The 25,475-nt window shown below is 61.6% G+C and carries 12 protein-coding genes; 11 read left to right on the plus strand and 1 reads right to left on the minus strand.

What is annotated here, in order from left to right; all coding sequences use genetic code 11:
• The first annotated feature begins 298 nt into the window (after nucleotides 1–298).
• Complete coding sequence (locus LVJ94_17430) at nucleotides 299–3,088, plus strand: protein kinase (protein ID WXB09002.1); 2,790 nt, start codon at nucleotides 299–301, stop codon at nucleotides 3,086–3,088.
• Between the two features lie 16 nt (nucleotides 3,089–3,104).
• Here LVJ94_17430 and LVJ94_17435 read toward each other — a convergent pair whose 3' ends face one another.
• Entirely contained in the window at nucleotides 3,105–5,273 is a 2,169-nt protein-coding gene (locus tag LVJ94_17435; protein WXB10731.1) for a prolyl oligopeptidase family serine peptidase, read from the minus strand.
• Between the two features lie 1,400 nt (nucleotides 5,274–6,673).
• On the opposite strand from LVJ94_17435, the gene LVJ94_17440 reads away from it, so the two are divergent.
• The 10 genes from LVJ94_17440 (at nucleotide 6,674) to vgrG (ending at nucleotide 25,469) form a co-directional block, all read left to right on the plus strand.
• A complete protein-coding gene (locus tag LVJ94_17440) occupies nucleotides 6,674–8,410 on the plus strand; it encodes a sigma 54-interacting transcriptional regulator (protein ID WXB09003.1) in 1,737 nt (578 codons plus the stop codon).
• 639 nt (nucleotides 8,411–9,049) lie between these two features.
• Nucleotides 9,050–9,445 carry a hypothetical protein gene (locus LVJ94_17445; protein ID WXB09004.1) on the plus strand — a complete coding sequence of 132 codons (396 nt, stop codon included), beginning with the start codon at nucleotides 9,050–9,052 and terminating at the stop codon, nucleotides 9,443–9,445.
• A gap of 989 nt (nucleotides 9,446–10,434) precedes the next feature.
• Nucleotides 10,435–17,718, plus strand: a complete 7,284-nt coding sequence (locus LVJ94_17450) for a hypothetical protein (protein WXB09005.1) — start codon at nucleotides 10,435–10,437, stop codon at nucleotides 17,716–17,718.
• A 21-nt stretch (nucleotides 17,719–17,739) separates the two neighbouring features.
• Nucleotides 17,740–18,180 carry a hypothetical protein gene (locus LVJ94_17455; protein WXB09006.1) on the plus strand — a complete coding sequence of 147 codons (441 nt, stop codon included), beginning with the start codon at nucleotides 17,740–17,742 and terminating at the stop codon, nucleotides 18,178–18,180.
• 838 nt (nucleotides 18,181–19,018) lie between these two features.
• Nucleotides 19,019–19,651 (plus strand): hypothetical protein, encoded by a 633-nt coding sequence (locus LVJ94_17460; protein ID WXB09007.1) that lies wholly within the window; start codon nucleotides 19,019–19,021, stop codon nucleotides 19,649–19,651.
• 18 nt (nucleotides 19,652–19,669) lie between these two features.
• Nucleotides 19,670–20,326, plus strand: a complete 657-nt coding sequence (locus LVJ94_17465; protein WXB09008.1) for a peptidoglycan-binding protein — start codon at nucleotides 19,670–19,672, stop codon at nucleotides 20,324–20,326.
• Nucleotides 20,327–20,376: 50 nt separating this feature from the next.
• Entirely contained in the window at nucleotides 20,377–20,799 is a 423-nt protein-coding gene (locus tag LVJ94_17470; GenBank protein WXB09009.1) for a peptidoglycan-binding protein, read from the plus strand.
• Nucleotides 20,800–20,803: 4 nt separating this feature from the next.
• Nucleotides 20,804–21,892, plus strand: a complete 1,089-nt coding sequence (locus tag LVJ94_17475; GenBank protein ID WXB09010.1) for a hypothetical protein — start codon at nucleotides 20,804–20,806, stop codon at nucleotides 21,890–21,892.
• Nucleotides 21,892–22,674: a HEAT repeat domain-containing protein gene (locus LVJ94_17480; protein WXB09011.1), complete on the plus strand. Its 783-nt coding sequence runs from the start codon at nucleotides 21,892–21,894 to the stop codon at nucleotides 22,672–22,674. Before LVJ94_17475 ends, LVJ94_17480 begins: the two co-directional genes overlap by 1 nt.
• Before the next feature lie 557 nt (nucleotides 22,675–23,231).
• On the plus strand, nucleotides 23,232–25,469 hold the full coding sequence (gene vgrG / locus LVJ94_17485) for a type VI secretion system tip protein VgrG (GenBank protein ID WXB09012.1): 2,238 nt from the start codon (nucleotides 23,232–23,234) through the stop codon (nucleotides 25,467–25,469).
• The last annotated feature ends 6 nt before the right edge of the window (nucleotides 25,470–25,475 follow it).

Raw genomic sequence — 25,475 nt, forward strand, 5'->3', positions numbered from 1 at the left:
GACGGTATGCGGGGGAAGGGCTGGCGGAATTGGACTTGTCCAAGACGCCTAGCGGAATAGCCATGCACACCGCAGGCCGGCAAGGCCTGCTGAAGAATGCTCTCGGCGTTGCCGGATGTCTCTCGGCCGGGAGCCTCCCAGCCCTCGGCATGCCGACCGTTCGCCACGGGCGCCAGCCCCCCCCCGGATTTTGACGTCGTCGCGAAAATCGGACAGCGAATTGACGGACTCTTCCGTAGCCTTCGCCTTGACGCTCCAGGCACCAGGGCGGCATCATCCGGCCCGGGGAAGAATGCCGATGCAGCCGTCGCGCCTGTCGATTTCCGAGCGGGCCTTGGCGCGCGTCGGGAAAGTAGTCCAGCAAAAATATGTGATCACGCGTCTCGTCGGCGTCGGCGGGATGGCGGCGGTCTACGCGGCAAAGCATCGCAATGGCAACCGCGTCGCCATCAAGTATCTGCTTGATCATTTCGCCGGTGACAACGACGTCCTGAATCTCTTTCGTCGCGAGGCTTACGTCGCGAATCATGTCGATCATCCTGGAGCCGTTCCCGTCCTCGATGACGATGTCGATGACGAAGGCGCCGCATTTTTAATCATGCCGCTTCTCGAAGGGGAGACGCTCCGTGCTCGTTGGGAGCGAGCCGGTCGCCGTCTGTCCGTCGGTGAGGTGGCGGTCATCACGGCCGACGTACTCGATGTGCTTGCCGCCGCACACGCGAAGGGCATCGTGCATCGGGACATCAAGCCCGACAACCTCTTCGTAACCACCACCGGGAGCGTGCGCGTTCTCGACTTCGGAATCGCGCGTCGAAACGACATCGACGGAGGCGGCACGGTTACCGGACGCATCATCGGTACGCCGGGCTTCATGGCGCCCGAGCAGGCGCTGGCCGACCGGAATGCCCTCGGACCGCACAGCGATTGTTGGTCGGTGGGGGCGACGATGTTCGCCCTCTTGGCCGGTGAATTCGTCCATCAGTACGATAGCGCGCCCGCGCAACTTGCCGCCGCGGCGACGAAGAAGGCGCGCTCGTTGCGGGAGCTCTTGCCTAATTTGCCGGACCCCATCGTGCAATTCGTGGATAAGTCGCTCGCATTCGATCCCGCCGATCGATGGCGGTCGGCTGCCGAGATGCGCGCTGCCATGTCGGATGCGTTCGCCGAGTCACTCGGGCAGCCTGTCGATGCATTGGCGACCCGGATCCGCAAGGAGCTCAGTGCCGAGCTGGTGTCGCACGCACTCGAGACGCAACGAGAGGCGCTCGAACCTTCCGGGCGACCGGACGCCAAAGATGCCGCAGCGTCGAACCCGACAGCGAAAGCGACAGCCGCGGCGCCGGATGCCCAGCCGCCCAGAGGCGATGGCGGTCCCACCGTGATGGCAGCCGGAGTCGTGCCCAAGCCCACACGGCCCGGTCGGGGTACTCGCAGCATGACTGCGGCAGGCATCGCGGCATTGGCGCTTGGTGTGGGCGTTTTTCTCGCCGCCGCTGCAAATCGAAGTGCAACGAAGCAGGACGCACCGCCGACACCCACGGCGGAAAAGGCAGAGGACGAGGTGACATCGAGTGACCCGCGCGCCATCGCCGAATTCAAGGCGGGACTCCAGAGCATGCGGGATGCTTCGAAATGGACGGCGGGCAAGCACTTTGCGCGGGCGATTGAGCTCGATCCAACGTTGGCTCCAGCACACCTTTACTCGATCTGGATACCGCCCGTGCCGAATGACTTTGCACGTGCTCACTACCGCGCCGCCTCCGAGCACCGCAGTAGTTTAGGAGCCCGTGATCGGGCTCTGCTCGAAGCGTACGGACCCGCGATGGCGGTCCCTCCGGATCTCCAGGATAGCGAGAGGCGTCTGGCGGAAGTGCGCCGTGCGTTCCCATCGGATTGGCGGGTGCTTCGAGCGCTTGCCTATACGCAGATCCTACGAAGCAACTTCACGGACGCCATCGCAGTGCTGGACGACTTGATCGGCCAGGATCCGTCCCTTGCCATGGCTTGGGCCGACAAGGGGCACGCGCTGTCTCTGCAAGATGACATCCCCGGAACGCGAGACGCGTTCGCCGAGTGTCTACAGATTTCACGTTACGGCGAGAAATGCCTCGACATGATGTGGGAGCTCGAGGCCAATGAAGGGCATTGCTCGGAGGGGGAGGGTTACGCGCGCACGCTGATGTCGGTCTCGTCCCCCATACCGCTATTTGCCCTAGAACTTGCCGATATGATCCAGGCTCGTGGCGGTGCCGTCGAAAGCGTTCGACAAGCACTCGAACACGCCCGGAAGCTCGCACCCGAGGCTCAACGCGACGCCTTGCAGTTCCAATACGAGACGCACCTCGACGTGCTGAATGGTTCCTTCGCGGCGGCTGAGCGCGATCTCGATCGGTGGGACAAAGCGATCGCGGACGATCGTTACGAGGAAGACCACGGCCGCTTGGCGAAAATGCGATTCTACCTCGCGATGGAGCTCGGGGATCGCGACAAGGCTGCTCGCCTTGCAAGGGAGTATCTCGCCAAGCGAGATGCCTGGCTGGCGTCTCCATACTTCGATTTCGAGGTTTGGGCTCTCCGTGTCCAGTACCTTGCAGGAGGGCTGAGTCGCGAGGCGTATCGCAAACGTCGCGAGGCCTGGCTGGCACGCGACGAGGCTGCGCATCCGCAGTATTGCGCCCTGCCCAGCCTCCGGTGGACACTCTCGTATGCCCTAGCCGTGGCGGATCGCGAGGATGCTCAAGAAGCACTTGGCGCTCTACCGCGATACGGGATCACGGACCACCGTACTCGGGCCGTCGACTCCGATGATGGCCTTGGCTTCGTCTACCTGCTAACGGACGATATCCAACGTGCTCTTCCGTACCTCCGGCGTGGAGCTGCATCCTGCACGGCGCTCGACTATCCTTTCGAGCATACCTGGGTAAATTCGCACCTCGGGACCGCTCTCGAGCGAGTTGGAGACGTGCCGGGAGCATGCGCTGCTTATGATCGCGTTCTTGCTCGCTGGGGGCGGGAGGCTCGCAGTGTGACAGCGAAACTAGCTCGTCAGCGACGCGCCGCCTTGGCTTGTCCCACGGCGGCGCGGTAAGAGAATTGCTCGAACGCTAACGCGTGGAGCCGGCCGTCCGAAATTCTGGGTCTCCCATTTCCTCCAGAAAGAACGACCACATGTCCGCGATCAACGCGAAACGCTGCCGGCGGGTAGATCCAACACCATGTCCCTCGTCACCTTCGACGCGTAGCCACACCGGCCGTCCTGCGTTGGCCCAGCGTAGTTGTGCACCGAATTTCGCCGTAATCCACGGCGAGGATCGTGCATCGTTCAAGCCGGTGGCCAACATGGCAGATGGATACTTCACGCCTTGGCGAATGTTGTGAAATGCATCCATCGCGAAAAGCGCGCGCGCGCCAGCCTCCGTGTCGGGGGATCCCAGCTCGGCCTTCTGGTTTGCCCCATTCGAGCCCTGCAAGAAGCGCATCGTATTTAGAAAGCCTGCTGAAACCGTAGCGGCGGCGAAAAGGTCTGGACGCTCGGTAATGGCGCGCCCGATGAGGATTCCTCCCGCGCTCTGACCGTACGCTGCCAAGTAGCTGGGCGAAGTGTACTTCTCGCGCACCAGATACTCGCCACATGCAATGAAATCTCGGACGCTGTTTGGCTTCTTTTCGCCCTTTCCGGCTAGTCGCCAGGCATCACCCTTTTCGCCGCCGCCCCGCACGTGCGCGTATGCGTACACCCCTCCGCGCTCCAGCCAGGCGATATGCGTGGGCTTGAATCGCGGGGAAAGCGAGAACCCATACGCACCATATCCCTCCAAAACGGCGTTGCGCCGACCATCCTTCGGCAAATCTTTTCGGTGCAGGATCGTCAGCGGCACGAGTGTTCCGTCACTGCTCGTGGCCTCGACCTCGTCTGCAACGAATTCGCTGACATCGATGCCAGAGGACTCGACGAGCGAAAGGTCCTTGAATGCTCGCGACTTCGCATTAAACGCGAAATAACGATCTTCTCGAGTCCACCCTTCCATATGCACGATGCTTCCTTCGCGAAGCGGATCGGCGACGATGTCATCAATCCAGCCATCGAATGGTAGCGAGATATCCTCGACCTTGCGTGTGCCGAAGGGCAGTCGCCGCAGCCGCGAGCGACCGTTGTGGTTCATATGCAGGTAGAGTGATTTCGCGTCGAAGGCCATCTCCTCGATGACATCTCCACTTTCTGCCACCACGACTTCGGCGTCGGCGAGGTTCGGCTTCTCGAGCGAGACACGGAGAACGCGGCGATTGGGCGCTCCCTTCGAGGTGAGCAAGTAGAGATCATCGCCATGAACAGCCCAGTCCCGCACGAGATCCGTGTATTCTGTCACCGTCGTCCAGGCGGCCTTTCCGGGCGTCGCGGACAACTCCTTTGCGCGGGTCGCGAAGATGCGCGCTTCGAACCGCGCTCCCGTGCCGAATCCGAGCGACCACCGTGAACCCGGGAAGGTTCGTACTTTCGGAAACTCCTGGGGTTCGAACGGCGGTCCAGCGGTCGCTCCGGGCCCGAGTACGACAGGATCTTGAGGTACCGGATCGCCGAGTCGATGAAAACGCGCCCTCATCCCTTGCATGGGATCTCCGCCATGGAGCTCCGACTCTGGGACCATCTGGGTGTAGTAGAAACCGCTGTTATCCGCGCGCCACGACACCCAAAATTCTCCCCAAATCCGGGGAAGAACCTCGGGCAGGACGCGACCTGTTGCCGTTTCGACAACGTAGACGTTGGTGATCTCACCACCGCCCTCGGCCAGACCGTAGGCAACCCATTTTCCGTCGTGAGAAGGCCTATAATGGTCGATCGAAACGTGTCCACCGGTGGCCGTTCGCATCGTCGATGGATCGACGAGAACGCGCTCACGCCCGTCGCTCGAACGGACCACGAGCTTGCGCAGCTCGCCCCCCTTGTCGGTCTTCAAATAGAAGACAAGGTCTCCGACCGGCCTCACAACGCTGGCGAAGGCTTGTGACATCCCGAGCTCACGCACGCGCTCCTCAAGCTTTGCGTGCCCCGCAAGGAGTTCCAGGTGCTGGCGTGTGCGCTGCCCCTCGGAAGTCAGCCAGCTTTTCAGTTCCCCCGCGTTTTCCTTTTTCTCCATCCAGCGATACGGGTCGCTCAGCCGGAGACCAAAGAGCTCCTCTTCGGACGGCTCTCGCCGTGGCTCATTGCGCTGTTCCGGTGCCGGAGCAGGGGCGCTCGAAACGGCGGGCGGCTTCCTGGGAGGAGGCTCGCTCATGTTGGCGGCGTTCTGTGCGCACGCGGTGGCCATCGACGCAAAGAGAAACACGACATGGTGACGCATGTTGGTGAAACCATCCTCCAGGAAGCGCGCTTCGGGAAACCAGGCAAGGGTACGAGCCAGCCTTTCGTTCGAACAGCGCTCGAAAAAAACCTTGCCCCGGGTTGTGCTGGGTACAGCACCTGTAATCTGCCGTCGTCGGACCGGTGCGGAACTGCGCAGCCTACGCTGAATCGTAGAAAGTGGGGCTCACGAACCTACAAGGCGACATCGCTCTCGGGACAGGCAGTGAGCCACCGGCCGGTCGAACTCTTTCGACCTCAGTGTCCCGGTCCGCCTCCAGTCGTCGTCTCCGGGCCCTCGCCCGCGCGCAGTCCGGTTCTGAGTGTGAGGTGCCGGATGGTTTCACGATTCAGTCGGAGTCCGTCTTCCTTTGACTTTGAATCGTCGGACGGGTCACTCGTTGGCCGCGTTTCTTCGTCGATCTTGATGGAATCCATGTTTTGCCCTCTCTTCTCGCTAGGCCGTATCTTTCAGCGAGTGTGTCCCGATCCTCCTCCGCTCGTTTCCGGCGGCTCGCCGGCGCGCAGCCCGGTTCTGAGCGTGAGGTGCCGGATGGTTTCACGATTCAGTCGGAGTCCGTCTTCCTTTGAATCATCGGACGGGTTGCTCGTCTGCTGCGCTTCTTGGTTAGTCTTCCTAGTCGCCATGTTTTTACCTCTCGTCTCAAACGCACATCCAACTGCGCGGACATGCCTCACCCGAGGCGACGGCAAGCAAAGACGATTCCATGGACCGAGTGGGAAGGACTCGCTCGCGAGCCACCGGTGGTCGAACTCGTTCAACCGCCGTGTCCCGATCCTCCTCCACTCGTTTCCGGGGGTTCGCCGGCGCGCAGCCCGGTTCTGAGTGTGAGGTGCCGGATGGTTTCACGATTCAGGCGCAGCCCATCTGCCTTTGAATCGTCGGACGGGTTGCTCGTCTGCCGTGTTTCTTCGTCGGTCTTGGTAGAGTCCATGATTACCCTCTCTCACGCGCAGCATTCAAATGGTCGGACACAATTGCCCAATGCGCGGCGACCACGGACGATTCCATAAACCATCGGGGGTGGCAAGGCCTCGTCCGCTCTCCGTGCCCGAGGCGCGAAAGCCTTGAGGAATGGCCCATCTGGGCACGCTGATCGTGACGAAGCGTCGCAAATTCTCGACGTGACGACATCCGTTGATCATGCGGTCGTTCGGATGCAGGGGAGTGAGCATTTGTCGATGCGCGTCTCCGCTCTTTCGGACGGTTTTGTAGGTGAAATTTGCGGTCCGTTCGCGTTCGCCCACACGGGGACCACGGGGATTGGGTGGGGCGAATCGAGCCGCACCGGGGGATGTGGTATCCACGACGGAGTGTCTATCGACTTGAGCAAGCGCCTGACCGTGGCGGAGGGGCCCGACGCGGGGAGAGAACTCGTGGCGGACGATCGCGTTCGGATCGTGGGCCGCGCCACGGACGCGGATCTCGTGCTGAGCGATCGCAGAGTGTCGCGGCACCACTTTCACGTGCACGCTACACGGATGGGCGTGCAGGTAAGAGTCTGCCAAGGAGCCGCCCCAGTGATCCATGCCCACCGCGAGATCGAGTCGGGCGAGGTCAAGATCGGCGAATCCATCCTCGTCGGTGGCACGGTGCTTATCGTGCAAGCCAACGAAGGAAAGGAGGCCGCTTCGCAGCCAAGAACGGACGGACTGGCCACGACCGTTAGTTCGCTTCTCACGGGAGTCGCCGCCGATGTTCACGGCGTCGCGGCGATGTTCGCCCTCAATGAGGCATTGTCAGCCGCCGAAGACATTTCGAGCATAGAGACCGCACTGGCAACGTGGGCGCGCAAATACGTGAGCTGCGTGGGAGCCGAAGTGGCTGCCGAACCGAAGTCATCGCCCTCGACGTCCGGTGCGACATCGCACGTCTTCGAGACCGCGACGCCGACGGGCGGCACCAAGATCCTCGTCCCAGCGCATGCCGCTCCGGCCGGATGCATCTCCTATCTGACCGATCTCGCTTCCGACCGGATAACCGACTCGATGCGCCGCATGCTTGTTCTCGCATCCGCCCTTTGCGCATCGCGATTGGCTCACTTGTCGTTGTTCCTCTCGGTGCAAGAAGACCGTGAAACGCTGCGGCGGCAGGCAGTTGGCAGCGCGCACGCATTTCTTGGGGATTCGACCGCCGCTCAAGAACTCGTCCGACTCGTTCCGCGGCTCGCGGTTTCCGACGCCACGGTCCTTCTGACAGGCGAAACAGGGGTTGGGAAGACCTTTGTCGCGCGGCTTATTCACGAATCGGGAGCCCGTAAGGATCATCCGCTGCGTGTGATCAATTGCGCCGCCATTCCCGAGAACCTCATCGAAAGCGAGTTGTTCGGGCACGCGCGCGGAGCCTTCACCGGGGCGGTCGCTTCCCAGGTCGGTGCACTCGAAGTGGCTGGCCGTGGCACTGTCTTGCTCGACGAGATCGGCGAACTGCCTCTGGCAAGTCAGGCCAAATTGTTGCGGGTCCTCGAAGAGAAGCGGTTCGAGCGACTCGGTTCCAATCGTTCTCTGCCTTTGGAGGCGCGAGTCATCGCCGCCACGAACCGTGACCTCGAAGCCATGGTCGCGGGCGGCACGTTCCGGAGCGACTTGTTCTTTCGCATCTCGGTCATCCGGGCCACGGTCCCCCCGCTCCGGGATCGAGGGAGCGACATCGTGATGCTCGCGAACCAGTTGCTCGCAGACCTTGCGTCGAGTGGAGGACGGAGGGTTCAAGGCTTCGCCCCTTCCGCCTTGGAAGCCGTTCGTCGGTACCCGTGGCCTGGCAACGTCCGAGAATTGCGGAACGTGATCGAGCATGCGTTGGTTCTCGGAGATGGTCCGCTGCTCGAGGTGACTGACTTCCCTGCGGCCGTTCGGTATCAGCCGACAGACCGCACCAACATGTCGGAATCCGATGCTCCCGTCCTGGTCGAGCTGCCCATGAAGGAGGAAGACCTGCAGGCCAAGAACCGCGAGGTGGCACTTCTGAAAAGCGCGGGGAACAAAACGCGTGCCGCGGCCCTCCTCGGGATTGAGCGAACGACCTTCTACAAGAAGAAACCATCGACGTGAGGGGAACGGCGTGTGGAATCGTTCCACACCAAAAAGGCCGGAGAAACAGCTCCGTGTAGCCATTTTCAACACCGGCATGTAGAGAAAAACAACGAGCGACTGACGACGAAGAACCCGAGGCGGAGCCCGCTCATTCTCGGCGGGCGGGCGCGGGGCCGAGGCTCGATCGACATGTGGGTATTTTCCACAGCGAGATGATCGAGCGAAAGTGGCCTTCCTGTCGAAGATTTCAACTGCCGAGATGTTGACGAAAGCGATAGTGCCGGCGAGAGGATGAACCGTCGGACCAAAAGCCGGTGTGGCTGTTCTCAACAGCCAGATAGGCGAGACCGGCACCCCTGTTGATCTTTTCGACACACTCCGAGGTCGACACTGTCGCGCAAGGCAACAGCGGCAACGTTTCGACCGATCGTGGGCGGGCTCTATCGTCCAAACGGGCTACTTTCCCGCGCGCCCACTGCACAGCAGTGCCTGGCACCTAGCTTGCTCCATAGGCCGGCCGAGCGTCCCCCCATGGTCAATGCCCTCTTCCACCACTCCATCGACGGGGGGCCGCTCGGTTCTTTTGCACTCAAAGACATGCCGGGGTGGCAACACGCGGCTGGAACCGTTCCATGTTCTGATTTGCGGGGTCGCTAAATGAACGTCATCGCCGACATCTGTCTCTCTCCACATGCGAGGGAAACCCTTCTCCCATTGCGGCCGACTCCCGACCAGTGCCTCGAGCAGCTCGTGTTCTCCCTCGAGGATGCAGCGTTTCGCCTATTGGAACACGAGAATCGCGCGTACATCGCCGGCGACTTCGAAGAGGTCGTGAGGTTTGCGAAATGGCGCAACGAGATCCGTCTAGCGGCCGACGCTCTTGGCATGGCACCGAAAGGACCAGGAGCCATAAAACCGAATAGATGGGACTCCCTCGCCCGTTCGCTCGGTCCTGATGAAAGCGGCGTCCAGCCGATCCCAACGCTCGAAGCTTCGGCGGAGCCACCAGAAGAATTCGTGCTCGACCGGGCGAGTGGTGAGAATCTTGCGTAGTTCGGCGAGGGGCAAGGGGGAACTACGCGGATTCTTGCGGAGCGGAGATGCCCAACTTTCGGCCCGCCGCCGCCGCGGTCTCCGTGTGGCTCCCGCTCTCGGGCAGGGTATCTTCACGCCAACATCAGTCGCGCGTCCGTTCGCGTTGCGGTGAAATGCGAACGGCACGTGTGACATGGCCGATGACTTCACCCGAGGTACGAGGTCGGATTTGCCGCGAAAAGAAATCGGTTCTCGGCAGGCCGAAAGGAGGATTCGAAATGGCTCGAATGGGAGGATTCGATTGAGATCGACGCCGTATCCGCCCGATCCGCTCGAGGAGATAGCCGCTGCCATGGTCGCCCGCGACTATCGGAAGTGGTGGGAAAGCCGTAGATATTCGCGTTAGTCCGCGCGCGTGAAGGTCAGCGCACTTTGTCGCGACAAGGCGTGCTGCAACTGTTTTGTTACTTGGAAGTACCTGTAATTGCAAATTTAGGTTCGGCTGTTTGATTTAGTATATTGCCGCGAACTCGCGATCTAGGCACCATCGTTGATGGTGCACTCGTCGCTCGCGTGAGCCAACCGCTCGTTGTGTCGCTTCATCGGCCCCGACGACGAGGTGTGAGAGGGAAAGGGTAGGTCATGAATTTGGACGATCCGTCCGAAGCATTGGCGCGCGTTGCGGCGATGAATCGAAAAGCAGCTCCGTCGAAGTGGGAGATTCGGAGCCCTGCACGCGCCGCTGTTCTTCTCGGGATGCTCGTAGTGGTCGCTGGATGTCGCTCGCGTTCTGCGGATGAAAGGACCGGTATCGCATCCTGCGACACGTACGTCGAATCGTACCGGCGGTGCGTGACCAAAACGCAGATGAGCGACGGAGAAGTCGCGGCGCGAATGAGTGCAGTGCGTGCGTCGCTGGGGGCCCACGCGGACGCCGGAAATGAAGCAGTAGCCGCGATGGACGCGAAGTGCGTGCGGGCGAGCAAGCAACTGGAGGAGTCGTGCCGATGAAGCGTAAACTCTTCGTTCGAAGTAGAAACAGTGCGAAGCACGTGGAAAGGCCTTCCACATGGCGGCGAACAGCGCGCGCGCGTTCATGGCTTCTCGCACTGTCGGTGCTGTTCATCCTTCCGGTCGTCGCGAAGGCGGATGGAGGTGGCGCCTCACATAGCAGCACGAAAGGCGTATTTGGACCATCGGCTCAGGGCTGGGCGGACACGCGCACGGGCGGTGCGCAAGCTTCGTATCCGTTTCAACTGCTACGCGCTCGTGGCGCGATCCAACCCGACCTAACGCTGAATTACTCCTCCGGCGCGTCGGTCCGAGAAGCCGGCGTAGGCTGGGGCTTCGACCACCTCCCGACCATCGAGCTCACGTCGGCTCAAGGCGGCCGTCCATGGCAGCGGTTCGATGACGCCCGCAATCAGCGGGTCACGTTCAACGGCGCACCGCTTCTGTACATCGCTTCGGGCCAGTCGCTCACCATCAAACGACTCGACGGTTCCGATGAGCGCCTGCCCGATTGGGCCGCGGGTTGGCGCTACTATCGTCAACAGGAGGATTCATCCCAGCTAAGGTTCTTCTGGTCGCCAAATCAACGGACATGGAAGGTCGAGTCGCCGACCGGCGAGGTTTTCGAACTCGGAGAGCCGCTGACGGCGGGCATGGGCGCGAGCGAAGCCATCGAATATGATACGGAGCCGCCCTTCAAAAGCACGGATCGGGACCATCCGATTCGCTGGCGCGTCGTCCTCCGCTACGACGCGCATGGCGGCGCGCAGCCCAACAACGTCGTTCGGTATGATTGGAGCGTCCTAAACTACGGCGCCAAATTCCTCGTTCCGATCGCCGTGCACGACACGCTCGATCGGGACGGCGATTTCACCCATCATACGATCCTCACGTACGAGGGCAACGACGCTGCCCCGCGCGATCTCGCGCACCTCAGCCAAGCACCCACGTGGGGGGCGCGGCCCGTCCGCCGCTTGAAGACGGTGGAGGTCCAGAACAAGACGCAAGTAGTGCGGCGCTATCACCTTGCCTACGAGACGATCATGCATCGCTCGTATCTTCACTCGATCACCGAAGAGGGGGCGTGCGCCGAAGAAAACTGCCCGACCCTCGCGCCCACGACGTTCAGGTACACGCCCCCGCTCGACAAGTTCGAGTTTCGTCGGATAGCCACGCCGCCCGGTGTTGAGATGCCCTTCGGGCGGCTCAACAATATCGCCTTCGTTGATGCCGACAAGGATGGCATCTCCGACATCGTGATGGACTCCACCGTGTTGTATCGGACGCACGTCAAAGATCCGCCACTGGGACGAGTTCAAGTCCGGCTCGAGAAGCACACCGTCAACAACGACGGGATGGGCGAGTACGCCGACGACAGTCTCTTCAATCGAGACACTGGGCTCGCGCTCGTATACCCGCGCGACGCGATCGACGGCGAGGCAATGGTCTTCATCAAGTCGAAGGACGATCCCTACAATAGTCTTTACGGGACGGTCATTCGGGATAAGGCTAGTCCGCACGCCTTTGGCTGGGAGATGTCTCTCGACGGCCAAGCGGCATTCAGCCCGTGGGAAGGAGCCCTTATCGCGATCGGTGACATCGATGGCAACGGGACGCCGGACATTTTGCACAAGGACACCTCCGGCGGTCCGAACGTGCAATTGTACTCACGATTCCGTTGGGGGGAGGGCCTGTTCCCAGGCTTGAAGGGGATGAGTCTGATCACTTCCTTCAACCGGCCCTTTTTCCCATACCGCGAGAACGTTCCCTTCTACGCTCTGGCTGACATGAACGGCGACAACTACGCCGACCTCGTCACGTTGGCCGATTCGCCCTATTCATCCGATCAGCCACTTATCTACTTTCCAGGCAACGGGGCCGGCGATTTCGCATGCAGAAACTCCAACGAGATATGCTCGCCGCCACCGGCCTCTCTCTGCGAAGGAAGCGGGTCGATCTGGTGCAAGACGCCGCGTGTCGCACTCGGTCCGTCGGCTCCGCGGCACCCACAACAGGACCCCGAGGGGAGTGTCCAGTTCGTGCTCTCGGACGTCAACCAAGATGGCTTAACGGACATCATCCGTCCCGACTATGGTTCGCCCCCGAACTACAATACGACTCTGCACATTTGGATCAATGACGATGGAGTTAACTTCCATCGAGAGCCTGATGTAGTCGATCCACTTTACGCGGGCATGCACCTCGCCACTACGGACATCGACGGCGATGGGGTGAGCGACATCGTTCTAGTAGGCCCCGATCAAATCGGGTATTTCAAACGCACGAGCAGCAGCACGCACAATCCTTTCGAGGCCCAATACCCCGGGCTACTCGAGTCGATCGACAATGGCGTCGGCGGAAGCACCCAGTTCCTCTATCGTGCCGTAGCTCAACTCGATCAGGATGCTTCCGAAGAAGGGCATTTGTGGGGCCGTTCGCGGCATTCTCCCCAGCCCTCCCAAGTCGTCACCTTCGTGCTTACGAAGCAGGCCGGTAGCGCCGATGGGGAAAACGATTCCTCCGTCTCGTACACGTACCGCGACCCGTACTACGACCCGCTCGAGGCGCGGCTCTTGGGCTTTCAGCAAGTCGACGAAGAGCACGTCGATCGAGGCAAGCTAAACACCGATCGCATAAACACCTATCACATCACCACCAAGTACGCCTTTCCGTGCACGCTCGGGTTCTGCCCCAAAGGAAGCGAGGTTTCCGACTACCGAAGCGTGATGGCCGTTCCCTACGAGGTGGACATTGCCGCGGGCGGCGGCTCGAACGCTGTCCGCTCTTCCACCCTCTACCGCTCTCACGTCGTCAGTACGTACCCAGAGTGCCTGTCGGCGGGGGAGGGGCCCATTCTTAAATGTCCGGCGGAAGGAGGAGACCCTGTTCGCGGGGGCGCGCGGAACGTGTCGTTTGCCTACACGGACAAGGTCGACACGTACCTATACGACACGGCGCCGTTTACGGCGGAACCGTCCACCTTGGGCTTCGTACCACTGACGCGTGGTAGCGGCGGTCCTGAGATCGCCATCACGCTCCCGTCATCCCATCGCGAGCACCTTCGCGAAGAGCAAGATCGGGACATTCTGGGCAATGTCGTTCAGACACGAGATTACGGGCGCGTCGGCGACAACGGACAAGCCGACGCCGTGGTCACGACTTCGTACGACTACACGGCAGTCGGCGCGCCGCAGCGGTACATGTACCGCGTTCGCCACCAAACGGTTTCCGGATTCGGCGCACGTCCGGGTCTGCCCACAGATCCAGATCGCAGGCTCGAATACCAGTACAACGATCCGGCGAACCCGGGTGACGTGACCGATGTTGTGGCTACGTTGACGGGCACCCTACCGCTCGTTCGCGCGCACGAGAAGGTGGGCGCGAAGATCGCGCCGGCGCCCGCGGGCGCATCGGTGGACGGAGCGATTCACATATCGCATGTCGAGTACGACGCTTACGGGAACATCGTCCGATCGCACGGTCCCAACGAGACATCCTGCGTCTCGACCGTCTACGATCCGGAAGCCAATTTCTTACCCATCCTTACGCGCAGGCACGTCAAGGGTTGCGCCTTGGAAGGTACGCTTGCAGCGTCGAGGCACTACGACGAGCGGTTCGATCTGCCCAAGTTCATCTCCGACGCGGATGGTTCGATACAGCTGTTTACCTACGACGCTTTCGGTCGAATCGACTCGAGCACGGACAACGATCCCGAGAGTGTCGGCCTCCCGTCTAGCGAATCCGCGCGCTTCCAGTATTTCGATAACGCTGCCAAGGCGACCCAAGCCACCAAGATGACGATTCCCACCGGTCCCGGGCAATCGCGCACGGTGTGGCAATACTCTGACGCATTCGCCAATCCGAAAGCAACGATCGCGCAAGCCGACAGCGACGACGGTCAGGGTGCACCTTGGATCGTCGATGGCGCTGTGAAGCAATTTCTCGGCGCTGCGCCATTCGCGCACTATCGTCCCTTCGGCTCGACCGCGGATCCCGCGCAGCTGGAGTTCGCGTTCCCACCTTCAGCGGATACCGTGGTCGCCTACAGCTTGGGGCGCCCCATCCTTCAAACCGACCGCGGTCGGAGGGTCCAAGTTGCCTACCACGCGCTCTCGATCGACGTCTCCGACGAGGAAGATATTGTCGAAGGAGTGCATGCCAACACCCCGAGGACCGCGGTGTACGACGGTCACGGAAAGTTGATCCGTTCGACGGTGCGCAACAAGACGGCGACGGGGGTTGACGAAATCAACACGGACTTCGATTACAACGCAGCTGGCCAGGTGTTGCGAATCACCAAGCGCCACAGCCAAGGCGGCGAAACGTTCGTGCGGTGGATGCAGTACGACAGCTTGGGCAGGCTCGTGCTCAACGCCGAACCCAACACGACGAAGAACTTCGTTGCCGATGCCCAGAGCCCCGCGGCGTTAGCAACCATGCGCGCCTGGCGCTACGCGTACGACGATGCGGGCCGGGCGGTTGCGACGAGTGACGCTCGGGGTTGCGGTAAAAATATCGTCTACGACAGCCTTGGCCGATTGCTGGCCGAGGACTACTCGCCGTGCCTCGCGCATCATGAGCGCTACACCCCGCTCAAGTTGGCGGAGGGAACCGGCGCAGAAGTCCTTTACCAATATAACGCGCTTGGTCAGTTGACCGCCGTGGCCGATCGCGGGGCCGTCACCCAGTTCGCCTACGACGCACGTGGCCGCGTGAGAGAGACAGCTCGCCGATTGACACGTCCGGCGTCCGATGGCTTGCCGAGCGATGGTGAGCTCGATTTTGGAGGCCTGGACATCGAGTTCGGCGTCGACATTCACATCGGCGGGGGCGGCGATGCCGGTGCGGGAAGCGAGGACGATCGATACGCGGAGCACTGGTTCCGCAAGGCGTTTCGTTACGATCTCGCCGACCGCCTCGTGAGCGAGGACACCGGGGCAGACATCCCCGAGTTCCTCGTGAACGGCAAGAGCACGGTGGACTACGCGTACACCGCGAGAGGCTTCCGGAAGAGTATCTCGAGCAGCTACGGGGCGCTCGTAGCGGCGATGACCTACAACGCGGACGGCACGCCCGACGTGGTCAAGCTCGCGGATGCCGCGGCCACGGTGCAAAAGATGACGTACGGCCCACACGACGTGACGCGCTACCTTGTTTCTCGCGAGGCGCCCGAGCTCTGGAAAAAGTCGACGGCCAACTACACACCCGCCGATGCGAACGTACCGTCATCGCTTCAAAAGGTGCTGGCCGATCTGTCATTCACCTATGACGGCGTGGGCAATCCCACCGAGGTCAAAGATGCGCGGGACCCCAACGAATGGCCCGCGGGCGCTCGGCCAAAGTCGCAGAAGCTCACCTACGATGACCTTTATCGGCTCACCGAAGAGCGGGCCGAATACAACGCCCCGAACAAGGTCGATCCCCAAGTGTCGCCGTTTGACGCCGAAGAGTCGGCCCCATTTTCTCGGGGAATTCTGCCTCGCCTCGTGCGCGCAAAGCGCTCCACATCGGTGCAAGCAGCGTACGACTTTCAGGGAAACACCACGTCTATTAACGACAACGATTCCACTGTGCTCGATCGGGCAGCGCTCGGCGCCGTCGTCAACGGAGATGCCGAAGGGCACCCCAATCGACTTACGGGCTCGTCGCTCGGCGTCCAAGTAACCTACGATCCGACCGGAAACGTCGTCGAGATGCTCGCCCCGCGCACGGGCGAGTGCTCGACGGACGCGTGCTCCCATCACTTCATCTACAACTGGGATGAGGTCGGACAGCTCGTTCGAGCGCGTCGATGGGACTACGAGGAGATCCCTTCCGATGAAGTCCGTTATCCCGAGCTGCCATTTGGTACCCCCGAGGTGGATCTCCGTTACTCGTATAGTCAAGGTGAGCGAGTACTCAAATCGGTCAAGCCGCGGGGCAGGATCGAGAAGCACTCGGCCGAAATTTTCGACTCGTTACGTCTCGATAATACCAAATGGTTCATCGATGACTATGAGGTGGATGCTGCAAGCGAGAGCATCTACGCGGGCGGAGCCCATGTCGTCGTGACGGAGGACGATCTACCGACGACGGAAGAAGCTGCGATGTCGAGCGCACGCCGACACGTCTTCCTCTCGCTCGGGGACAAGCTGGGATCCACGAGCATCGTCATCGACCGCGACACGGCCGAACTTGCCGAGGCCGTCCAATACCATCCCTTCGGCACGGTCGACTCGGACTACAGGCCGGAGCGCTGGGGCAGTCACCGAGAGCCCTATCAGTTTACGGGCAAAGAAGCTGATGCCGAGGTCGGGTTGACCTACTTTGGCGCACGATACTACGCTGCATCGCTCGGGCGCTGGATGAGTGCCGACCCACTTACCGTTCATGGGGGCGGGGACTACGATCTGAACCCCTACGCGTACGTGAACGGCGCGGTACTTAACCTGACGGATCCCACGGGACTGTGCCCGGATCGCGGACCATGCCCGACCGACCCTCCTCCGATCACGTCACCGCCGGGGCCGGGACCGGACGCGGGCGGCGGTCCGCCAGGAGGAGGAGGGAGCGGTCCGATCAAGAACGGCCATCCGGACGTACGCCCTATTTCGGGACCAGCGCAGGGGACGGGAAGTGCTCGCTGGTTCCTCCGGCACCTCGACTCGTGGCAGCGCGGCTCGAAGGACGGCATGGTCGATCTGCTCAAAGAGAACGTGCAAATGGCGATGCGGTTCTCTGTGACCCGGTTCATCATCGGCAAGGATGGTGTCGAGCGTGCCAGCCTACGGCTCGATCAGGTGGTCCACAAATATGCGACGCCAGAGGCCCAGCGAAACTTAACGTACGTTGCCAGTTTTGCCTTGGTTGGCATCGTCGCCGTGCTAACGGGACCGGGCGAAGGAAAGGTAGCTTCAGCCGTCTGGGATCTCGGGCTTGCCGAGCGCGGTCTACAAATCGAGACGGCTCTGGGAGGTAATCTTCCAAGGGGATACCCGTTCATCGATAAATTCATAAAAGGCGTTGCGACCAGCATAAAGAGCGTCGATCTCAGAGCGGCGACATATCAGAACGCCAAAGCGCTCACGTCTACGTTAAATCGATACATCAACAAGGTTGCGGCGTTTTCCGGAAAGAGTTTCGCCGGTCAGGTAATAACGAATTCTCAAGTCAAGGCGCGCGCGCTTGAGGTTGCTATCCCAGCCGGGATAGCTCCTACCCCAGCCCAACAGGCAGCTCTTCAGGCAGCCGTAGAGTATGGTAAGACGGTAGGCGTTCAAGTGACGATCATCCCATTCTGAGCGAGAGGGGCTCGGCCTTCGATGAAGATGACCACCGTTTACCTGCGTAAAACTCAGTTCTTCGTGCAGTCGCTCTCTCTATCGACAGATGAAGTCTGGATCTTCTCTGACCCATGCTTTGCCTTCCCGGAGACTTGTGACGACGCCGCGCTGGGGAGCGCCATCCTAGCGGCCCTCGACGCTTCGCGGGCCGGTATCCCGCATCCAGCTCGCGATTCGAAAGCCCATATGGGTCCTCTCTTTCAGCTCGCCGGAATTACCTCTTGGACTACTTTTGCACGAAGCGCAAAGAGCGTTCAAGTCACGGAGGAGGGAGGCAAGATAGCCGTAATGGGTAACACCAGCGACGGCCCTGCAAGAGGCTTTGACGAGGACCCTACACGACAGGTCATTCTGGATCGCAATGCTCCACCTTCCGATCTTGGCCTTGCCGCACGCCGCCTGTTGTCGGCCGTGCATTGATGCGTGCCCGTAAAGATGAAACAGCGATGGTTCACTTGAGAAGAACCAGTTCTTGATTCACCGGTCGTCCGAAACGACGACCGGTGTGTGGATACTGAGTGAATCAAGTGCTGTCCGTGCCCGAAGCCGGCGACAACGAAGCAATTTGCTCGCGTCATCCTGAACGTACTTGAAGGATCGCGCGCCGAGGCGTGGCGCACCTCCGACGAGGGCGTCACCCTTTCGGATGACACGGTGTTGACCCCATATGGCCCGCGACATAGAGCTACATGATGTTCGGCGAGCGCACGGGAATCCTTTATTCTAGGTGCAAGTATTTTCACGACGAACCTCGCGGGTTGCCGCAAGCAAGAACCGGTGGTGTGCCACGCGTTCGCGATCGAAGATGGTACGCAACCGGGCCTGATCACCAACTCCCCGAGGCCGACGCGGCTCTTCTCCTGGTCCGACTGTGTCGACGGCGGGTTGCGCAAGATGTTCTGCGAGACAGCCCACAAGAGCGCGTACAAGTGCTGGTGCGAAACTCGCGAGGGATCAGGCAATACACGCGGGGTCGTTGATGCTCGAACCGACGGAAAGCTTCCCCAACGATCGCGCGAGCGCCGCCGAGTTCGCAAATCGGATGTGCAAACTCGGAGTGAAGTAAACCGATTGCACATTGGCTGGCGGAAGGACGGCATCGAGAATGCGCAGGGTTGTAAAGGCGACATCGCCCCGACGTCAGACCGTAGAGGGGTGAAGAAATGTGTCTCGCGTTCGTCGAACGAGAAAATTTGCATCGGGCGCAGAAGAATGACGCTCGACGCGGGCGTTGCGTGGATATGGTGCAGTAGGCTGAATGCACTTCGTTCGAGTCAGGGGAGGCCGTGATGGTGCATGGGAGGTGTACGGCCTGCCCGGCGGGGAGGACTACCGCGTCACCCTGGTCAGAACCGGGCATCGTCATGACGCCGAACCGTATCCGTGGACCGGCGAGCGCTCGATGGAGTCAATCTGCCTTTGGGGTCTTGGTGGGGCCGCTCGTCCCGCCGAGGCATCCGCGGTCAGCGTGCTCCTCGAGATCCATCGCGCCGTTCGGCCTACGGTCCCCGCGGTCCGAGCCTACGATATCCTTCGGGCCCCGGCGCATCGCGACCTGCAACGGATCACGAAGGACTTGCGTGACGCTGTCCGATTCGGGGACCTCCGCGTGGAGCGGCTGCCCTCAAAGCGGATTGCGCTCAACCGCGACAAGCCGCCGTCCGTAAAACCACCGCCGGCCCCCGTAACGGAGGAGTGGATAGGGATCCGCGTTGTCGATCAAGAAGGGCGCCCCATGCCCGGCGTCAAATATCGCCTCAAACTTCCCAGCGGCTCCGTCATCGAGGGAGAAGTTGGGGCCGACGGCAAAGTTCACCTCGATGGGCTTTCCGCGGGGCAATGTTCCATCGAGCTGCACGAGCTCGACAAGCGAACGTGGACGATAGGATAAGGAGGACCCAGTTCGCCCATGCCAAAGAACCACACGGTAAAACTCGGTGACTGCATGGCCAGTCTCGCGCAGGAGAACGGCTTTTCCGATTACCGCGCGATCTATGACGATCCGGGGAATACGTCGCTGAAGAGCGCTCGGCCCAACCCGAACATCCTCGCCGAAGGTGACGCTGTGGTCATCCCGGACGTCGCGTCGAAGTCCGCGAGCGCGGCGACGGGCAAGGTTCACACGATCACGATCACGGTCGTGGAGGCGATGTTTCGCATCTTCATCAAGGACCACACCGGCGTGGGAATCGCCGGTCTCGCCTACGAAGTCGAAGTCGGCGCCGTGACCTTCAGCGGCAGCACCGCGGCGGATGGCAAGATCGAGTGCCAAATATCTGCCGTCCAGCGGACCGGTACCCTTCGCCTATGGAAGAACAAGGCGGCCGGCATCGACGGCTATTCGTTTCCGCTCGAGTTCGGCGCCCTGGAGCATGAATCCGTCGATCGAGCGTGCCAAGAGCGGCTGCTCCACCTCGGCTTCGACTGCGGCGGCACCTCGGGGACGATCGATGCGCGCACGAAGGAAGCCCTGCGCGCGTTCCAGAAGAGGGCGGGGCTTACCGAGAGCGGGAACCTCGAGGCTGGCACGCGCTCGAAGCTCCGCTCCGAGAACGAGGGACTCTAGCGGTGCGTGTTGCGCGGACAGCGAAGGGTCTCACTCACGGAAACACGCTCGTGCTCCGTAAATTGAAGATCTATTTTCAACTCTTTCCAGGCAAGCACGGTACCGACGCGGAGCGAGGGGTTTCGGGCGTGGACTACACTCTGAAGGTCGATGGCCGCACGGTGGACCAAGGGAAAACCGCCGCCGATGGTTCCGTAGAGGTGCTGGTTCCTGCGGGGCAACCGGCGGAGCTCGTCCTTCTCGGAACGTCGTACGATCTGAAGATCGACAACTACCTCGATGCGGTCGGCACGGTCGCTGGGCAGCAACGCCGGCTTTCGATGCTCGGATACGATGTGGGCACGATCGACGGCCAGTGGGGCGAGAATTCCGACCGGGCAACGCTCGACTTCCAGGGAGACGAAGCTCTTGACCCTGATGGGGCTGCGGGGGCGAACACCCAGAACAAGCTTCGTTCGGTCTTCGGAGAATAGCCCGATGGGGATCCCCTTGTCCGTCTACGGTGAACGTCGTGTCGTCCTGCTGCGTTGGCGCCGCGCGCGGCATGGCGATCCTCACCTGAACTACCCCGATGTCGACAACCGCGCGACCCGAGCACCGGAACTCGCTCCGGTCGTTGGCATCCAGGCCGGCGAGGAAGCGGTGGTCCGTCTGGAACGGCGTGCCATCGATCCGAACGCCGAGCTGCACGTCGTGAGTAGCGACAAGGGCAAGGTCGATGTCGTCTTACCCGCGGACGGCAAGGTGCCTTCTGGCCCTCATGCCGACATCCGCCTCTCCGGTGTTTCGGGTGGCAACCCGAACGAAGTGAAGCTCGAGGTCCGCTTTGGCTCTGCCACCGGCCCGATTGTGAGCATCTTGATCGTGCGCTGCTTTTCTCGCCGTCGTGTCGTGATGACGCCGCATTTGGTGACGATCGCGGGACCAACCGGCGCGGGGGGCATCGCCAGCACCGCGAACGTTGCGGCCATCATGAGCCACGTTCGGGCCATCTGGCGACACTGTGGTGTCGACTTCACCATCAACGCGACCGTCAACGATACGCTGAACTTCGCGTCTCCAGGGGTGGTCTCCGACACCCCATTCCCGGGCGAGGTTGCGACCCTCTTGTCGACGAATTGGGTTCCAAACAGCATCAACGCATATTTCGTGCAGCGGATCGGAGCGGGGGGCACGCTTGGGTATGGCTTTAGCCGTCCGTCGAGCGTCACCTTTGCGCTGCCAAACCCGGGGATCATCCTGGCCGATCGGGCAGGGCCTGCCGTGCACGATACGGCATGGGCCGGCAATGACCTGGCTCATGAGGCAGGTCATTTCTTCCAGCTGTGGCACCCTAACAACCAACAGCCTCCCACCGAGCGCGAAGACACCTGGTCGCGGCGCATGCTCATGCACAACTTCAATACGCAGCCCATCATGAGCAACTGGAAGGACGATAACGGCTATGGCGCGATCGGAGGGTCAGCCCGGCGCGGAGCATTGGTCACGCACAAGGATATTCCTGCCATTGCGACCGACCGAGAGTGCACGACCGCGCGCAACGCGATCGTAGCGGGGCCGTACTAATGGCCAGCATCGATCTCGCCGCGCTCGCACAGGCCGTTCGTCAGAAGGACTACGGCGCGCAGCTCGTTGCCCGTCAAGGAGGGGCCGATGCCGTCGATGCCTTGGCGCCCCTTCTCGCGGATGCCGACGAGGAGGTTCGCGAGCTGGCGGTGCATTGCATGGCCGAAACGGGCGATCCCCGCGCCGGCGATGCGCTCGTGCAGCTCACGGTCGATTCGGATCCACAGGTTGCCATGGCCGCAGCGCGGGCGATGCACCGGCTCGGTGGGGCGCGTTCTGTCCCCGCTTTGCTGGCCGCGTTGCCTCGCAGCGACGAACCTCTCGTCCGCCGCGAGCTCGGGATGGCCATCGGCAGGTTTGCCGGGCCGGGAAAAATTCCTGACCTGCGCGAACGTCTCGCTGAGGAACAGTCCCCGGTTGCTCATCAGGGCATTTTGGCTGCCCTTGCTCGCATGGGGGATGACCCCTCGCGCGAAGCCTTCGCGGCGGCTCTCAGCGAGACGGGCGGCATGGCGAGAAAGCCGTGGCTAGACCTGGCGGAGTACATCGAGCAGCCCTGGTTGATCACGCCTCTGGGCGTCGTCCTGGATGACCCAACGCCGGTTCTTCGTGTTGGGGTCGATGCCCGGCCGGACCTGATCCAGGCGCTACGTGCATGCGATCTGGCGGTCGTCTTGATTGCCAAGCTTGGTGCCGCAACATTCTCGTTTCCGGTCACACGAGCGAAGAACTATTCCGCCGAAGAGATCAGCGAAGTCAAACGGTTTGCGGGGGCCGCATGATGCGGGCGTCCCTGGGAGCTGTGCTGGTGTTGCTCTTGTTGTGTGCGTGCTCCCGAGTACGAGCGGACGCCGACCGCCCCTCTGCATCCTCGGATGTCACCGGTGCGGACGGCGGTACGCAGCCCCGGCACGAGTTGGCTCGAGCGCCTGAGGAGTCCGCACCGACGCCGGATGCGGGCGGGGAGCCGGCTCTCCCTGCGGGTAAGGAACGGCCGAGCAATTCCCCGAATCTATCCGGAAAGTGCGCGGAGCTACGCGATGCGTACGAGAAACGACGTGTTTCCGCTGGCCACTGCGCGTCATCGAAAGACTGCGCCTGCCATCCGGACCTCGCGATCGACGGCGCCCGCAGGGCCTCCGACGTCGTCGCGGCAAAGCAGCTTACGAAGCTATCCGACGAGTATCGCCGGAACCAATGCCCGACGATCTGGGCTCACGGGGCACCACCGCCCCCGTGCGCACCAACATGTCGCAGCGGTGCATGCACACTTGATGGCCCGTGACGCCAAGATTCCGTCTCCCACCTTCGCTACCCAACCACCAGCCGGAATGCAAACATGGTCAGCGCGTTGACATCGATGTTCGGGGGCCAGGTCGACGAACTGTTGTTCAAAATGAAGGCGGGGCCCCACGACGAGACGAAGCTCGTCGTCGCAGGATTCAGTGGCCACGAGGCACTCTCGCACTTGTTTCGGTGGGACGTGGACGTGGTCATCGACCCCGAGGCCACCCCTACGTTGGACGACACGTTGGGACTCGACGCCGAGTTTCAGATTCTGCGGGACAACGAAGTCATTCGCGTCGTCCGTGGAATCGTCGGTGAAGTGGCCCCACGGGCCAGCGGCGAGCGCCAACGCCTGGTGACCCTTACCATCGTCCCAAAGCTGGCCGAGCTGCAATACACGTCGGATTACCGCATTTTTCAGGATTTGCCTGTCCACGACATCGTCGCGGAGCTGGTGAAGCCGCACAACATCGAGCTCGAATGGCGTGTCGATCGGAGACCCCAGACGCGCCCCTACCGCGTGCAGAGAGACGAGACGGACTACGAGTTCTTTTGCCGCATCGTCGCAGACGCGGGCATTCATTTTCATTTCTTCGCCGACCAAGAGAAGACGAAGTTGGTGCTGGTCAACAATCCGGGGGGCTACACACCGATCGACGGGGAGCCCGGGCTTCCGTACCGGGAAACCGGGGGAGCGGTCACGGTCGACCACGTTGGAAGTATTTCGTGCGTGCGTGGTCTGCGTCCGGGAGCGGTCGTGATGCGCGACTACGACTTCAAACGGTCCCGAGCCGATCTCACGGCTCGCGGCGAAGTCGAGGGCCCGCACAACGACGAAATGGCACCGAAACGCGAGCTATTCCTTTTTCCAGGGGACTACACGGACGCGGCCGAGGAGGGAAAGACGCTGGCCGCCCGCCGATTACAGGAATCGCGGGCCGATGCGCGTCTCTTTCATGGCAATAGCTCGTGCGTTCGTCTTCAGGTCGGTCGAAAGTTCGAGCTGGAGCAACACCCCGACGATAGTTGGAACCAGGAGCTGGTCATCACCGAGCTTCGACTTCGCGGCCAACGATCCGGGATCCTCGCTGAGACAGTCGAGGGGGGCTCTGGTCCGGGATTTACTGCGGCGTTCGAGTGTGCCCCCAGCAAGGCGCGCCTCCAGCCTGCACGACCAAGAACACCATACGCCCCGCCGGAGCCGGCGCGCGTTGTGGGGCCCGAAAAGGGAACTCCTTTCGTCGACGAGTTCGGTCGCGTCAAGGTGCAGTTCTTTTGGGACCGCGAAGGCAAATGGGACGAAAAGAGTTCCTGCTGGCTTCGCGTGATGACACCGGCTGCCGCTGCGGATCGCGGAATTTGGTTTCCCCCGCGGGTCGGGGACGAGGTCGTCGTCAATTACTTCAACGGCGACATTGATCGCCCGTTCGTCGCGGGCGCCATCTACAACGCGCAGGAGCCGCAGCCCAATGCGCTCCCGGCGGACGCCTCGAAGAGCACCATCAAGACGCTGACCATCCCGGGCGGCAAGGGGTTCAACGAGCTCACGTTTCAGGATCGCGCGGGGCAGGAGGAGATCTTTCTGCACGCGCAGAAGGATCGAAAGACGGTGGTGTTGCACAACCACAGCGAAACGGTTGGAGCGAACCAGACTTCGACCGTGGGGGCGAATCAGACGATCTCGGTGGGCGCGAACCGCACGCTCAGCGTCGGCGCCAACGAGTCGACGAGTATCGGCGCACACCGCCACGAATCCGTTGGGAAGGGCGAGGACGTCACGATCAAGCAAGGGCGGACCCATACGATCGAGACTGGCGACGACAAGCTCGTAGTAACCGCAGGCAACCGCGACGTGAACGTGAAGTTGAAGGACACGCACCACGCCAAGAGCAAAGTCGAGACGATCGACACCACCTACGAGCTCAAGGGCGGCACGTCGATCACCATTCACCATCCAGGGGACTCGAAGATCTTCATGGAAGCGGGCAAAGCGTCCATCTCGACGACGAGTGAAATCGTTTTGTCGAATCCTTCGGGATCCATCACGCTCGCGAACGGCAAGGTCGAAATCGTTGCAAAGAGCGAGGTGCTCATTGGATCGGGTAAGTCGACGATCTCGATCAAGAACGACGGTAGCATCGGTTTGACGGGTGCCAAGGAGATCCAGGCCGCGTCGGGGACCAGCTTCATGAAGGTCGAACCGGCGAAGGCTACTTTGAGCGGTCCCATGGCAGATGTCGTGGCCAAGGCGATCGCCAAGGTCGTCGGCGCGTTGGTCAAAATCAATTGAGGGCGC

This window comes from Sorangiineae bacterium MSr11367 (assembly GCA_037157805.1).
Taxonomy (GTDB): Bacteria; Myxococcota_A; Polyangia; order Polyangiales; family Polyangiaceae; genus Pendulispora; species Pendulispora rubella.

What these genes read in the sequence shown, in the direction of transcription:
- LVJ94_17430 (WXB09002.1), top strand. Translation starts at nt 299, where the DNA reads ATGCAGCCGTCGCGCCTGTCGATTTCCGAGCGGGCCTTGGCGCGCGTC.
- LVJ94_17435 (WXB10731.1), bottom strand. Translation starts at nt 5,273, where the DNA reads ATGAGCGAGCCTCCTCCCAGGAAGCCGCCCGCCGTTTCGAGCGCCCCT.
- LVJ94_17445 (WXB09004.1), top strand. Translation starts at nt 9,050, where the DNA reads ATGAACGTCATCGCCGACATCTGTCTCTCTCCACATGCGAGGGAAACC.
- LVJ94_17450 (WXB09005.1), top strand. Translation starts at nt 10,435, where the DNA reads ATGAAGCGTAAACTCTTCGTTCGAAGTAGAAACAGTGCGAAGCACGTG.
- LVJ94_17455 (WXB09006.1), top strand. Translation starts at nt 17,740, where the DNA reads ATGAAGATGACCACCGTTTACCTGCGTAAAACTCAGTTCTTCGTGCAG.
- LVJ94_17460 (WXB09007.1), top strand. Translation starts at nt 19,019, where the DNA reads ATGCACTTCGTTCGAGTCAGGGGAGGCCGTGATGGTGCATGGGAGGTG.
- LVJ94_17465 (WXB09008.1), top strand. Translation starts at nt 19,670, where the DNA reads ATGCCAAAGAACCACACGGTAAAACTCGGTGACTGCATGGCCAGTCTC.
- LVJ94_17475 (WXB09010.1), top strand. Translation starts at nt 20,804, where the DNA reads ATGGGGATCCCCTTGTCCGTCTACGGTGAACGTCGTGTCGTCCTGCTG.
- LVJ94_17480 (WXB09011.1), top strand. Translation starts at nt 21,892, where the DNA reads ATGGCCAGCATCGATCTCGCCGCGCTCGCACAGGCCGTTCGTCAGAAG.
- vgrG (WXB09012.1), top strand. Translation starts at nt 23,232, where the DNA reads ATGGTCAGCGCGTTGACATCGATGTTCGGGGGCCAGGTCGACGAACTG.